This window comes from Bacillus sp. HMSC036E02, from assembly GCF_001836235.1.
In the GTDB taxonomy this organism is placed as follows: domain Bacteria; phylum Bacillota; class Bacilli; order Bacillales; family Bacillaceae_G; genus Bacillus_A; species Bacillus_A cereus.
The window spans coordinates 280,202-296,935 of the sequence record NZ_KV827854.1; the positions used below are offsets into that span (position 1 = coordinate 280,202).

Consider the following 16,734-nt stretch of genomic DNA (forward strand, 5'->3'; position numbering starts at 1 on the left):
GAAAAAAGGTAATATGAGGAGTGAATTTATTTTGTCAGAATATATTTCTTCCCAAGAAGATTGTGCGCCAGAAAGTAGCGTTCACATTGATTGTTTTGGCGCAGTTCCAAACTCGGTAAATGATAGCTCATTAGCAATTCAACAAGCTATTGATTATTGTGTAGCTAACCGAATTTCGACAGTAAAAATTACAGGAGTAAATACGTACAAAATTGTAAAGCCGATTGTTATTAAATCAAACGTAAGATTAGAGTTAGATCCTACCGTAACGCTGCAAATTGATGGAGATTTTAATGCATTTGAGCTACAAAGTAACGCTTCGATAGTTGGTGGTACTATTCAAGTTATAAATCCATTGTTTCAATCTGCTGTTATTTATGTTTCTGGTTCACAACAAATCGAAGTACCTAATCAATCTGTTATATCAAATATAAATATAATAAATACAACTCCATCGTATAAAGGAAAAGCTATACATTTTTATTGTCAAAAGGCATGGGATTATATTAGTTTCTTTCAAGTTAAATTTATTCAAATTAAAAACTTTCAAACTGCAATATATTTGAAAACAGAGTATATAGATGATATTAATACACCTTGTTGGATTAACGCCAATGTATTTCAATCTATATTTATTGATGGATGTGTGTATGGGATTGAAGTAGATGGAAATAGTGATTTGCCAAATGAAAGTTCAGGAAATACGTTTCATGATATTCAAGTGCAATGTAGACAACAAACGAACAAAGTAATTCGTTGTTCAGGTGCGTATAATACATTTGATTGTATGATCTGGGATACGTACCGGATGAGTAGTGAACAAATTGTCATTGAATTTTCTTCCAATTCTCATCGTAACTACCTTTTTTCAAATCTGCTTTCGACAACTATTGTAGATAAAGGACAATACAATGTTTGTAAGTCTACTTATGAAGAATCTCTACGAATTCAGTTACCTTTGACGTTAAATAGACCTCATTTAATAGGAAATCAAGATGATATTTTAGTAAATGCTCAGCAGAAATATAACGTTAAGCAAGTAAGTGGAAAAGTGCCGTACGGGGGAAATCTCACAAATTGCTTTAATTTAATAGATGAACAAAGTGTAAACTATATTGACGTTCCAGATAGTAATCCAGTTGTAATTGAACTGGATTTTACGAAAAAACCAATACAAATGTTAAATTGTTTTGGAATGTATTTTGGGTGGGGAGAGAGTCCAAAGAAAATTAAAATTGAATATGCATTAAGTGCAACTGGAAGTTGGGTTATCGCGTTGGATGTTCCATTAAATGTTGGCGATACAATTATATCGAATATGAAGGCGAGTCAGTTATATAAAGTTAGAATTACATTAAGTGGTTATTCTCAAGACCATAAGCGTTTTCGAATTAATCGTATCTTTGCAAGATCTTCTATGGAAAATGGGAGTGCTTGGTTAGCGACAACTGGAGGAAGAATGTTTGGAGATATTGAAATAGAGGCAAGTAAAGGTATAATCATGAAGACTGCTAGTGGAGTGAAATGGAAAGTTACTATTAATGAAGCTGGCCAACTTATTACGACTAAAATAACTTGAGATGGTGTTTAATCGTATATCATTGGACGAGTTACAACGTAGTGGAATATAGGTAATGAAAAAGAGATTGTAATTTGGTTTCAACCAAACTACAATCTCTTTTTTGTTTCAATTACTTCCACCAAATCCAAGTCCAAAGGTAATTTCGTACATTTCGAGGAGTAATACGAATGAAGCGCTCACCGTCAAAGAAGCAATTTAAATTTGGAAGTGTTTCATCTGGATTTTCTGAAACAAAGGTGACGATGTTTTCGTTACTTGTAACGGTTACTGTAATTGGTGGGTCGGTAGGTGAGACTTGAAGTTGTAACGAAATATTGGCTGTATTTTTAAAGGGATTATTAACAGGTGGACTTATTACTTGTACTGTGAATAACACGATAATTGTTTCGTTTGGTTCCAAATTAGTAGCGACTAGGAAACCGATATTCGGATTCGCTAGTGGAGAGCGTTCACCGTTAATAAAGACAGTGCCGTTTATAAATTGTAAACCTGCTGGAATAGTATCTTGTAATGAAATATTTGAGAGTGAAATTTTGGAAGTATTCGTAATGCGCACCGTGTAATCAAAATATTGATTTAAATAAGCAGAGCTGACGGAAGCATTTTTCGTGACTGTTGTAGTTATAAATTGAACTGGTATACGAACGATATTTGAATTAACAATGAAAGTAATAATTGGATCCTGTGGTGTCAATTGAAAGGCAGCGGTAACTGTTGCAGAATTTATAATTGTACTGTTTGAAGGAATAGAAGTTACGAGGACTTGAAATGTTATAGTTGCTACTGAATCTGCAGGTAAAGAGCCGATATTAATACCAGTGTCTGGACGAACATTTGGAACGGGAGTACCGTTAATTGTTACGCTGTTTTCTATAAATGTTGTACCAGCTGGAATTGTGTCTATAACAGAAGTGCTGATTGTCGGAATTGGGGAGTGATTAAATACCGCTAATGTGAATGTAATGATATCTCCTATAACGACAATAGATTTGTCAGTTGTTTTTTCAATACGAACCATTGGATCAATGACTGTCGTTGTAACGGTATTTGTTTGCTTTGTAATTGTAATAGGTGGTTTTGTTGGATCAATGATAACGGTATAGGAAACAGAAGCATCATTATTAATTGTAGATTGAAGAGTAGAAGAAGATATTGTCACTTGGAACGTAATAATAACAAATTCATTAGGAGCAAGATTTCCTAACGTAATACCATTTTCAGGATTCTCATTAGGCTGATTGATTCCGTTAATCGTAACACTACCAGCAACAAAAGTCGTATCTATTGGTACGGCGTCTATGGCAAGAAGGTCTTCAATCGTTACATTACCGCTATTCGTAATCGTAATTGTATACGTTAAAGTTTGACCAGGTAAGGCGTTTGTTACATCAGCAGACTTAAAAGCAATGACATTATCATTTTGGACAGTAGTTTTGACAGTATTTGTTGTAGTCGTATTTGTAACAGGTACGTTATTTGGGTTGACTATATAGTTAAAAGTAGTAATTGCGTTGTTGTTTAGTTCATTTGGTGTTGGAATAGAAGTCACAGTTACTTGGAATGAAACGATAGCATCTCCACCAATAGTTATAGTACCAATTGGTATGCCGCTTACTGGATTCACTCCTGGAAGAGTTTCTCCGTTTACAATGACGCTATTTTCTATAAACGTAGTACCTTGAGGAATAATATCTTGAATGATTACATCATTTACTGCAACATTACCGGTTTGATTTAGTGTAATCGTATACGTTAACGTATCACCAACCGTTGCAAATGCAAGGTCAACAGCTTTATTACTATTCAAATTCGCATGATTAATTTCTGTTAAAGCAGCTGATGAAATAATAGTTTCGGTAATAGGTGGTCGATTTGGTACCGTGTATTCATATTCAATTGTACTCGTGTTAGAGATTGGATTTGTTTGTGGAATCGAAGTAACCCGTACTTGGAATAGAATGGTTGCTGTCGTATTAGGCGGAATGTTATCAATTTGTATACCGTTAAGTGGATTGTCATTTGGCCGAGCGTTGCCATTCACGATAACACTATTCTCTATAAAGCTCGTATTTGCTGGGATGATATCTGTAACAATAATGTTTTCTACTTGTATATTCCCATTGTTTGTAATGGAAATAGTGTAAGGGATAATAGTTTGTAGGTCAGCATATTGGATAGGTGTTGTTTTTGTCGCAATTACATTAGCAGAAATAACTTCAGTGAAGGTAATATTGCTAGTGGATATTTGTTCTTCCACGTTTATTGTATAACGAGAAGTTGATTGATTTTGAACATGGCCACTAGCAGGAAGAGCTACGACGGTAACAGAAAATGTGACTGGGATAGAAATATTAGGAGCAATCGTTCCTACAAGTATACCTGCACTTGGGTTGGCATTAAGCTGAGGAATGTTATTTACTAAAACGCTACCATCAATAAAGGTTGTTCCATCAGGTATATTGTCTGTAAATACAACAGTAGTGGCATCCGTATTCCCTGTATTCGTTAAAGTTGTTGTATAAGTTAAAATGTCACCAATTGTTACAGAGGTCAAATCAACAGTTTTAAGTGAAATGATATCAGCATCATTAATTTGAACGAAAGTAGTATTGGAAGTAGTAGATTTTTGAATTGGCGCAAAGTCAGGATTGAAAATAAAGTCGTAAACGATGTTTGCAGTATTAGGTGTTGGATTTACAGCAGGTAAATTCGTAACGGAAACTTGGAATGTTATTGTAGCCATTTGACCTGCTACGACATTAGGAATGGAAAAGCCGATATTCGGATCTGCTGCAGGAAGTACAGTATTGTTAACTATTACACTTCCTGGAATAAATACTGTTCCATCCGCTATAGTATCTGTAAAAAAGATGGAGTTAGTTGTAGTCGATCCATTATTTTGAATGAATACTGTATATTCAATGGTTTCATCAATGTTAGCTAATACAGTATTAGCGGATTTTGTAGCAATAAGAATAGCATCAATAAATTGTATATTTGTACTATTGGAAGAGGTTGTTTCTGAAATTGGTGGTCCGCTTGGGTCTGGTCGATACTCATAGTGAATGACGGCGATATTATTAATGTTATTTTGTGGCGGTATAGAGACTACGCTTACTTGGAACGTAACAATAATCGTATTATTTGGAAGAATTATATCAAGATTAATACCGGTAATTGGATTTTCGTTAGGTCTTGGTACGCCATCTACAAGAATGCTATTTGGAACGAATGTGGTGCCAGAAGCAATTGCGTCAAGTAGGAGAGTATTTGTAATAGGTATTGTACCGGCGTTTGTAACTGCGACTGTATATGTGATGATTTGACCGATACGTGTAATGGATCTGTTAGCGGATTTAATTGCACTAACATTTGCCGTTCGCACTTCAGTATTTACTGCATTTGATAACGATCTACGCTGAATAATTGGAGAACTAGGGTCAATTTGGTATTCGTACGAAGTGTCTGAAATATTAATGACTGTATTGCCCTCTGGTATATTTGTAAGTTGTACTTGGAATGAAATAGTGACTGTTTCATTTGGTTGTATCGTGCCGAGAGTTACTCCGTTTTCAGGATTAGCGCCAGGCTGAGTTACATTATTTATTGCTAAGCTATCTTCAATAAATATAGTACCTTCCGGAATGTTATCAATGAACACGGTATTGTTAGCTGGAACGGTTCCTATATTTTGTAGTGTATTTGTGTAGGTAATAATTTGCCCGATTGATACAAAAGTTACATCCGCGCTTTTAACAGAAATAATATTTGCGTTTTGAAGTGATGTTGTAACAATGTTAGAATTTGCAGAGCGATTTACTGGTGGGGCTGTAGGGATACTTACATATTGGTAAGTTGCTGAAGATTGATTTACAATTTCGGTTTCAGTAGGTGGATTATTTGTTTGCACTTGAAATAGTATCGTTTTGGAACTATTTGCTGGAATTGTTCCAATCGGTATTCCGTTTTCAGGATTTAGACCTGGCTGAAGGACACCGTTAATTGTGACACTATCAGGAACGAATGTAGTCCCAGCTGGGATAGAATCTGTGAAAACAATATTTATTGCGTCAACATTACCGATATTTTTCACTTCAGAAATATAAAGTATAGTTCCGCCAATATCTACAGTTGTTGGATTGGATGTTTTTGTAATTGTCAATTGTGCTTGCACGAAATTTGTAATGACGATATTACTAGTAGATGTTTCAGTAATAGGCGGTTGCCCTGGGTCTGGTTGGATTGTATATGTTGTATTGGATTGATTTGTAATCGATTCTCGCGAGAATGAATCGTTAATAAGAATTTGGAACGAAATAAGGTGAGTATCGTTTGCTGCTAAGGTAGGTAAAGTAACACCTACATTTGGATTGGCATCAAGTATAGCTGTTCCATTAAGTGTAAAACTATTTTCTACGAATGTAGTATCTTGGGGAATCGTATCTGAAAATATGAGATTCGCAGCTGGAATATTTCCGGTATTTTCTAGTGTTATTGTGTAAGTCAAAATATCACCTGTTGTTGCTTGAGGTGCATTGACTGCTTTTAAAGAAAGGATAGTCGCATCCGAAATTTGTGTGAAAGCAGGATTAGACGTAATTGTTCGAGAGATGATAGGAGCAGTTGGATCGGCGATAAAAGTATAGTCAATACGGGCTGTATTAGAAATTGGGTTCACGCTTGGAATAGATTGAACGATAACTTGGAATGTTACAGTGACGTTTTCTGACGGTGCGATGGAGTTTAATGGTATTCCTACGTTAGGATTGGCACCTGGAACGGAAACACTATTAATAGTTACGCTATTCGGAATAAATGCAGTTCCTTCTGGGACCAAATCTGTTAAAGTAACTGTATTTGCAGTAGTATTTCCGTTGTTTTGAACGACTACTGTGTAAGTGATTGTACCGTCAGTAGATTGTACGAGAGAATCTGTACTTTTAATTACGGATAACGATGCATCAACAACAGCTGTATTAACCGTATTAGACGAGGATGTTGCTGTAACAGGAGGTTGACTTGGATCGACAATATACGTGTAACTTGTAAGTGCTTGATTTATAATCGCTCCTTGCGGTGGAATAGAACTTGCAAGAAATTGGAACGTAATAGTAGCGGAATCACCTGGTGCGATAATACCAACTGGAATACCGAGAGTTGGACTTGCATCTGGAAGTGAAATCCCGTTGAGCGTAACACTATTTGGAACAAATAATGCTCCTTCAGGAACTCCGTTAATGAGTAATACAGAGTTTGCAGGGAAGTTTCCAGTATTCGTTAATGATGCTGTATACGTAATTACATCCCCGATAGATACAATTGAACGATTTGCTTGTAAAACAGTTGTAACAGTCGCGTTATTAATTTGTGTTGAAGCGCTATTAGAATTTATCGTGCCTGTAACAGGAGGAGAGGCCGGATCAACGATGAATGCGTATTGAATAGATGCTACGTTTGTAATCGGATTTGAAGGTGGAGTAGATGTAACTATGACTTGGAAAGTAACGGTTAAGGAACTACCTGCGCTAACTGTTCCGATATTCACTCCGTTATTTGGATTTGCGCCTGGAATGGTACTTCCATTTACAGCAAAACTATTTTCAACAAAGGTCGTTCCAGTTGGAACTGGGTCTGAGAAATTTACATTCGTAGCGTTTGTATTGCCGTTATTTTGAATCGAAACTGTATAAGTGATCGTATCTCCAATATTTGCAAAGGCTGTATTAGCAGTTTTTACAGCTGAAAGTATGGCTGTATTAATAGAAGTAACGAAGACATTCGTTTCCACATTGCCAGGCTGAGCCAGTAATGCATTGCCTATGTTATATTGGAAGTTAACAAATCCTAAGTTTTGGAGTTCAGGTGTGAACGTTGTTGGATTACTTACGATTTGTACTTGGAATATGATTGTAACAGTTTGATTTGGATTGATTGTATTTATGCCAACACCGTTAATAATCGAAGCGGATGGTAATGGAGTGCCATCAACAATAACTGATCCTGCAACAAATTGTGTCCACGATGGTAAAGGGTCTGAGAATATAGCGTTGTTAGCAGGAATATTGCCTGTGTTCGTAATAGTCGTTGTATACGTAATCGTATCACCAATCGTTGCAAAAGTTTTATCTCCTATTTTAATAGTATTTAAAATAGCACTTTCAATTTTGGTTGTCACGTTGTTAGAAATAATATTTTTTGAAACTGGAGGATTAGCTGGATTAACGATATGTTGAAAGCTAACGCTAGCTTGATTAGTAAGTGGATTTATAGGCGGAATTTCATTTGCGATAATGTGAAATGCTACGATGACAGATTCGTTTGGCGCGATATCACCGATTGGAACGCCTGTAATGATGTCTGCATTTGGGATGCTAGTTCCGTTCAGTGTAAAGCTATTCGGTTCAAAGGAAGTTCCGTCTGGAATAAGATCGGTAAAAATAACATTCGTTGCACTAACATTTCCGCCATTTGTAATTGTAACGGTGTAGGTAATATCCTGCCCGATATCTACCGTTGATACATTTGAATTTTTTTGTGCAGTAAGGATAGCGCTATTAATTTGTGTTGTCGTTGTATTAGATTGATTGGAAGTTGTAATAGGTGGCTGGCTAGGGTCAACGACATAATGATATGTGGTAGAAGCAGAATTAGAAATAGAAATAGGATTAAGTGTTGGAAGTGTAATAACAGTTGCTTGGAATGTAACGATTGCCGTATTACCACCATTAATGGAACCAATATTTACACCAGTTGATAAATCGGCGTTTGGAATGGTTTGCCCATTAGCTGTGAAACTATTTGGAACGAAACTTAAATTGCTATCAAGAATATCGATAATAGTTACATCAGTTGCGGTCACATTCCCGGTATTAGGAAGGTTAAGTGTAAATGTTATTGTATTACCAATGTCCGCAAAAGTAAGATTTGCTGTTTTTGTGGTAATAATAGTTGCGTTGTTTATTTGAAGAAGTGTAGTGTTGGAAGTAGCTGCACTCGATGCCGGCGGATTACTTGGATTAACAGTAAACTCATACGTGGTTGATGCTGTATTTGGTGCAGGGTTACTAGGAGGAATGCTGTTCACTGTAACTTGAAAGACGATACTATATATTTCATTTGGTGGAAGTGTTGCAAGTAATACACCTGTATTTGGATTCGCGTTAGGTTGTAAAACACCATCGACAGTTAATGTGTTAGGAACAAATGTGAGTCCACTTGGTAATGCATCTGTGAATACAATATTAGTTGCATCGGTATTGCCTATATTGGTAATAGAAGTAGTATAAAAAGCAGTTTGCCCGATATCTGCAAAGGATACACTTTCATTTTTCGTCATAGATAATATGGCTTCTTTAATCTGTGTTGAAACAGGATTACTAATTGAAGTTTCTGAGTCAGGTGGTGAGACTAATTGATACGATGTTGATGAGAAATTTACAATTGGGTTTTCGGTTGGTAATGATGTAACAGTAACTTGGAACGAAACTGTTACTGTAGTCCCGGCTGTTATTATCCCAATATTCACACCGTTCGATGGATCCGCCTCACTTTGAGGAACTCCATTAATAGAAAATGTGTTTGCAATAAATGTAGTTCCACTTGGCACGGTATCTGTGAATATAACATTTTGTGCAGATGAGTTTCCATTGTTTGTTAAAGCGACAGTATAAGTGAGTGTGTCTCCAATACGACTAAAGGATTTATCGACTTGTTTTAATGAAAGAATGGTAGCTGTATTAATCGTAGTAAACACTGTGTTTGAAGTAACGTTTCTTGAAACAATAGGTGCATTGGGATCAGCAATAAATGTGTAAGAAGCAGTAGCGGAATTGGCAATAGGATTTTGAACAGGGGTAGAAGTAGCGGTAACTTGAAATGCTATAGATATTGAGCTGTTAGGAGCAATTGATCCAATCGTTATGCCTGTATTAGGATTCAATCCAATTTGTGTGAGTCCATTTATTGTAACGCTATCAGTAATAAATGTTGTACCATTTGGTATAAGATCCGTGAAAGTAATATTCGTTGCATTTGTATTACCGTTATTCGTTAAAATTGTCGTATAGGTTATGGTATCGCCTAGTGTTACAAGGGTTTGATCGACCGATTTTACCATCGTTATCATAGCATTTAATACAGGGTTTGTAGCAATATTCGTTGAAGTAGAGGTAGTAGCAGGAGCGCTGTTTGGATTAACAGTATAAGAATATAAAATTGTGTCATTACCCATAATTGAACTGGAAGGGGGAACAGAAATAACATTTACTTGGAAAGTAACAGTTACTGTTTCACCAGGAGCGATATTTGGTATGTTTACTCCAAGTGCTGGTTGCGCACTAGACTGCTGAACGCCATTTATTGTGACTGAATTTGGTATAAAGGTAGTGCTAGCTGGAATAGCGCTTGTGAAAGTAATATTCGTTGCGGCTGTATTTCCGGTATTTGTAATAGTAGTTGTATACGTAATCGTATCTCCAACTGAAACGATAGATTTATCAGCACTTTTTTTGGTTGTTAAAATTGCGCTATTGATAGTTGTCGAAACTGCATTAGATACATTTGTTTGTGATACGGCAGGTTGGCTAGGATCGACCACATGTGCAAATTGTACAGAGCTAGAATTAGAAATTGGATTTATACTTGGAATGTTTGTAACAAGTACGTTAAGAGTAATCACGGCCGTTCCATTTGGGTTTATATTTCCAATCTGAATTCCGTTAGCTGGATTTCCGATTTGCTGTGTACCAGAATCGTTTGTAAGAGTGCCAGATATGAATGTCGTTCCATCAGGTAAAGTATCCGTAAAAATTATATTTTGTGAAGTGACATTTCCAGGGTTACTTAATGTAATTGTATAAGAAATTGTATCGCCAATTGTTGCGAAAGTTTTATTTACAGATTTGATTGCCACAATTTCCCCAGAATTTATTTGTGTCGAAACTGGATTGGACGTCGTACTTCTTGAAACGAGTGGTAAGTTTGGACCTGTCATAAATTGATAATTAATGGAAGCGCTGTTTACAACCGGTGAGTTTGGTCCGCCTGGTCCAATTGTGAAAATTGGATTTGGAATGCTAACTACTTGCACACGGAAGGTAACGTTTATAAAATCTCCAGCAATAATATCCCCAATCGGTATCCCATTCGCTGGATTTACTCCAGGCAATAAAACTCCGCCTACTCGAACGCTATCTTCTATAAATACTGTGTTATTTGGAATCGGATCTGTAAAAATGATATTCGTAGCAGTTGCGTTTCCTATATTATCCAATAAAACAGTATACGTTAAAAATGAATTTCCAGGTGCTACGTCAGAAAATAGTCGATCTACACTTTTCGTTGCTTGAATAATCGCTTCGTTAATTTGAACTAAAGTTGGATTACTTGTAGCTGTTTCTGTCACCGGCGGCTGGGTAGGATCAATAATGATCGAGTATGTTGTGCTAGATTGGTTCAAAGTTGGGTTTGTAGCTGGTATTGAGCCAACGATAGCTTGAAAGCTAATTGTTGTCGTTCCTCCAACTGGAATTGAGTCTAAAGAGATTCCGCTATCTGGTCTAAATCCAAGTTGTGGGATTGTATTAATTTGTACGCTATCAGGAACGAATGAAAGTTCAGGTGGTAATATATCGATAAAAACAGGTGTGTTTGCTGAAGTATTTCCGCTATTGGTGAGGATAGTTGTATACGTAATTGTATCTCCAACAGCAGCAAAAGCACTGCTTGCAGTTTTTGTTGCGATAACGGAAGCAGTATTTACTTGTGTAAAAGTTTTATTAGATTGAACTGTTCGTGAAACTGGCGGTTCATTTATATCTACAATAAAGCTATATTGAAGCGATGATTTGTTCGGGATTGGATTAGGGTTTGGAAGTGTTGTAATGTTTACTTGAAAACTGAGTGTAGCAGATGCATTTGAATTCAAGTTACCAATATTGATACCGTTTTGTGGATTTGCATTAGTAATAGTTGTTCCATTTACCGTAAAACTATTTGGAATAAACGTTGTACCATTTGGAATTACATCTGTAAAAATAACATTGTTTGCGGTAGTATTACCGGAATTAGTAATGGTAGAAGTGAAAGTAAGTGTATCTCCAATAGTAGCGAATGTTGAATTGACAGTTTTATTTATAGAAAGAGTAGCATCAATAATTGGAGTAACCGTTGTATTCGTAATTGTACTATTAACAGCAGGTGATTGGTTGGGATTCACGGTATATTCATAATTTACAAGAGCATTATTTGTTAATGTGCCACTAGGTGGTATCGCTAAAATTTGTGCTTGAAAAGTAATGAATACAGTATCTCCTGGCGAAATATCTGCCAAGTGAATACCAAGTGATGGATCTAATCCTGGTTGTGGGACATTATTGATCGTTACGGAGTTTTGGATAAATGAAGCTCCTGCACCAAGCCCATCCGTTAAAACAGTCGCACTAGCAGGAGTATTACCTGTATTTGCTACTGCAATCGTATAGGTAACGATATCACCAATTGCAGCTGTCGGTGTATTCACAGACTTCGTAGCGACAATAGTAGCGTTATTAATTTGAGTTGTTATTACGTTACTTAACGTATTAGCGGATGCTGGAGGTAAGTTAGGATCTACGACATACTGGTACGTTGTATTGCTTTGGTTCGGGATTGGATTTGGATTCGGGATGGAATTTACTTGCACTTGGAACGAAATTATCGTATTTGCATTCGGGTTTATTGGATCAATTGCTATTCCACTCGCTGGATTTACATTAGGTAGTATATTCCCATTTACTGTTACACTATTTGGAATAAAAGACGTCCCGCTTGGGATAGCATCTGTAAATACTATATTTGATGCAAGTGTGTTCCCGTTATTCGTTAAAGTAGTCGTGTACGTAATAATATCATTTACGTTAGCAAACTGTTTATCTACCGATTTCGTAGCGGCAATTGAGGCGTTATTAATAGTTGTCTGTACAGTGTTAGAAGCAACCATCTGCATTACAGCTGGTTTGGATGGATCATACGTATATTGGAATGTTGTGCCTGATTGATTTGAAATTGGATTTACAGCAGGGATAGTTGGTACAAAAACTTGGAATGCAACGGTGCGTGATGAATTCGCTCCTATCGTACCAATTGAAATGCCGGTAGCAGGATTTGCGTTAGCTACAGGGACATTATTAATCGTTACAGTATTAGGAATGAAGAGGGTACCCGCTGGAATGATATCTGTAAATGTTACATTAGCAGCAGGGATATTCCCGTTATTTGTTAAAATAGTCGCATATAGTATGACATCACCAATATCAGCGAAGTTTGTACTCGTTAGTTTTGTAGCAACGATATTAGCAGTATTAATTTGTGTAGTTACTATATTGCTAGCGGCGTTTCTAACAAGAGCAGGTAAGTTTGGATCAGTGATAAAGCTATATTGAAGTGAAGCGCTGTTTTGAATTGGGTTTGGTGAAGGTAGCCCATTTGCACTTATTTGAAACACAATCGTTGTAAAACCACCTGAAGGAATGGAGCCGACTTGAAGACCGGTACTAGGGTCTGCACCTTGTTGTAAAGTACCACCTATAAAAATACTATTTGGTACGATAGTGGAGCCATTAGGAATTATATCGGTAACAATAACATTATTTGCTATAGTATTTCCAAGATTAGCTAAAGAAATTGTATATGTGATTGGTTGCCCGACATCGGCGATAGTTAAATCTACTTCTTTGACAATCACTACATTTGCTAAATTAATTTGTGTACTTACAGTGTTACTTACAGATGTTTCTATAGTTGGTGGATCGCCCGGATTTAGAATAAAACTATACTGTGTACTAGATGAATTTAATGTTGGGTTTTGTGTTGGTAAAGAGGTGATGGTTACTTGATAAGAGACGGTAAGTGAGCCGTTAGCAGCAATGGAAGGTAGCGGAACACCTATATTTGGATCTGCGTTATTTTGGAGTACACCATTAATAAGAAAAGTATTTGGAATAAAGGTAGTACCGTCTGGATTCGTATCTACGAAAGTAGGACTATCAGCAGAAACACTTCCTGCATTCGTCAAAGTAACAGTATAAGTTAATGTATCCCCTACGGTAGCGAACGCTCGATTCACTGTTTTGGCTGAAATGACATTTGCATCGTTTACTTGAGTAAATGTAGTGGTTGAAGTAGTGTTTTTACTTACAGGTGAAGCGTTTGGATCAACGATAAAGTTGTAGGAGATAGAAGCACTATTCGAAATAGGATTTGGATTTGGAATGCTAGTTATTACTACTTGGAATGAAGCTGTAATTGTAGTATTAGCATTGATGCTACCAATATTGATGCTAGTTGGTGTAACGCCTGGTTGAGTAACACCGTTAACTATAACGCTATTTGGTACAAAGGCGGTTCCATTCGCAATTGAATCGGATAGTAATACATTGTTCGCTGCAACATTCCCATCGTTAGTAAGAGCAAAGGTGTAAGTTAATACATCGCTAACTTCCGCAAACGTTTTATCTACAGATTTATTAACGTGGAGATTTGCTAGTCTAATTGTTGATGTAACAGAATTAGAATTTGCTGTTTTTGAAGTCGGTGGCAAACTTGGATTTACAGTGTAAATATAAGAGGCGAAAGCATTATTAATAATAGGGTTTTGGGCAGTAATGTTAATGACTGTTACTTGAAAGGATAAGGTAAAAGTAGCTCCACCAGGAATTGTGCCGATAGGTAATGCAACGAGAGAATCTACATTTTGCAAAACTCCGTTTAGTGTTACAGTACCAGGATTTAATATCGTTCCATTTGGAAGTGGATCTGTTAGTTGTACGTTATTAGCGGCTGTATTTCCGCTGTTTGTAATAAGGATTGTATAACTTATCGTTTCGCCAATTGTGGCAAATTGTTTGTTAGTTGATTTTGTTAATGTTACATTCGCATTGTTAATTTGAGTGGAAACGAGATTAGAAGAAATGTTTTTTGTAACGGGTGATTGGCTAGGGTTGACGGTATATTGATAAGAAGCACTTGATCCGTTAGATACGACATTTGACGCGGGTATTGTATTTACTACTACTTGAAATGCAACATTTTTTGTTGTGCCGCTTGGGATGGATCCAATATTCACGCCGTTAGCGGGAGTTGCGCCCACTTGTGTCGTGCCATCTATTGTTAAACTGTTTAGAACGAAAGTTGTTCCAGTAGGGATGACATCTGTAAAAATAACATTGTTCGCATTTGTATTACCTGTACCTGTAAAGGAAACGGTGTACGTTAGTGTGTCACCAATATCTGCAAAATTTTTATCTACTGCTTTCGTCATTGTTACAGTAGCATTATTCACTTGAGTGGAGACAATATTTGTCGTATCAGTCCCACTTACTGCTGGTTGATTAGGTACAGGAATGTATTGATATGTTGTTGTTCCACTATTTAATATTGGGTTTGTTTGAGGGATAGAAGGAACGAGCACTTGGAATGAAACAGTAGTAGTGGAATTTGCTGCAATCGAACCAATTGGTATACCATTAGCGGGATTTGCTCCAGCTTGAGTAACTCCGTTAACAGTTACACTCCCTGGAATGAAAGTAGTTCCGCTAGGAATCGGATCCGTATATATAACGTTCGTTGCAGCGATATTTCCTATATTAGCTAAGGCAATACTGTAAGTTAATGTTTCACCAATATCGGTAAAAAGTTTGTTAACTGATTTTGTTCCATTAATATCTGCGAGGTTAATTTGTGTTCCAGCAGAGTTGCTTGTTGCAAGGCCGTTAAAGGTTGTTCCTCCAGCGATTGGTGTATATTGAAATGTAATATTAGCAGTATTAGAGATAGGGTTTTGATTTGGAAGAGAAACGACGGTAGCTTGGAAAGTTACTGTACGAGAAGCACCATTATTGATTGTTCCAAGAGATATACCAGCCGCAGGATTAGCATTTGTTTGTGGTACGTTATCTACTGTTACAGTGCCGGGTATAAAAGAAGTACCGTTAGGGAGACTATCTATAAAAATAGCGTTATTGGCAGGAAGAAGCCCGGTGTTAGGGATAGTAACTGTATAAGTGAGAATATCTCCAATTGCAGCAACACTTTTATTCACGCTTTTCGTCGCTTGTATATTTGGTGAGTTTATATTAATTTGTAAACCGACTGTATTTAACATATACGCATCTCCGTTAGTTGTTAAACGGATTGCGGCGGATACTTGTGAGTTTGTTAAATAAGGAGAAATATCAATGGAAGTAATGTCCCAGCCCTGTCTTCCTGCGGAGATGTTTGTACTTGTAGAAGCACTTTGATTTCGCGTTCCAAATGTCCCTGTTGTATCTAAGTTTCCTGCAGCATTATTAACTTGAGAACCGAAGAAATTATTTATAGCATTGTTTGGTCCAGATAAAGCATTTAATGAACTGAAATTTGGTCCAAATAAAGCTTGATCCCCGGTTAAATCTGCATCTCCTTCGGTAGAACTTAAAAATAATCTCCCGCTTACTGGTCCTCCTGAAGGTGTTAAAAATCCAGAAACAGATACATCGGCACTACCAGTTTCTGCAGAAACACGGTTACCAGCTACATAAATGGTTAAGTTTCTTGCAGGTAATGTCCCGTTTTGATAAGCGACAATGAGTGTCCATCCGGCCGAGTTAATGGATCCATTTGAAGCATCTAAAGGATCAACAAGTCCAGGGACAGCTCCTGTAGTATAAGAACCAGAACCTCCAGCTTGAATAAGAGTTGTTACGTCTGCTGAACGAGTATAAAAGCCAAATGTAATAGAGTTTGAAACGAACGTTTGATTTGAAGCTGTAACAGCTGAAGGAGTAATTGAGTATGTTGAAACGGGTGTTGTAAATGAAACGGGATTACCTAGAACACTCGTAATGTTTTGATCACGAGATAAATAGTTTCCACCCCAAACGAGTTCTGCGTAAAGAATAGTGCTACCAGCAGGGATATTTAAAATAGCGGTAGAACTATTTTGTGTATAGGTTAACGTTGTACCTGCGGGAAAAGTAGGTACTTGTAAAGCGGTATTCGTAGTTATAAACGCACCAATTGCCCCGATTGTACCAGCACGGTTTTGATTACTAATTTTACTTAATCCTAAAGTATTACCTGTAATAGCGAGTGCGCCGTTAGTGGTGGTAGAAAATCGATTCGTAATGGGCATGTTG

Annotated in this window: 2 protein-coding genes; one reads left to right on the forward strand and one right to left on the reverse strand. The window is 36.9% G+C overall.

Annotation, left to right across the window (positions count from 1 at the left end; translation table 11 throughout):
• Positions 1–31: 31 nt before the first annotated feature.
• Positions 32–1,579, forward strand: coding sequence for a glycoside hydrolase family protein (locus HMPREF2590_RS17375; protein WP_000006064.1), 1,548 nt, complete (start codon positions 32–34; stop codon positions 1,577–1,579).
• A 112-nt stretch (positions 1,580–1,691) separates the two neighbouring features.
• On the opposite strand, the gene HMPREF2590_RS17380 is transcribed toward HMPREF2590_RS17375, so the two are convergent.
• On the reverse strand, positions 1,692–16,730 hold the full coding sequence (locus HMPREF2590_RS17380) for a DUF11 domain-containing protein (protein WP_070861477.1): 15,039 nt from the start codon (positions 16,728–16,730) through the stop codon (positions 1,692–1,694).
• Positions 16,731–16,734: the final 4 nt, after the last annotated feature.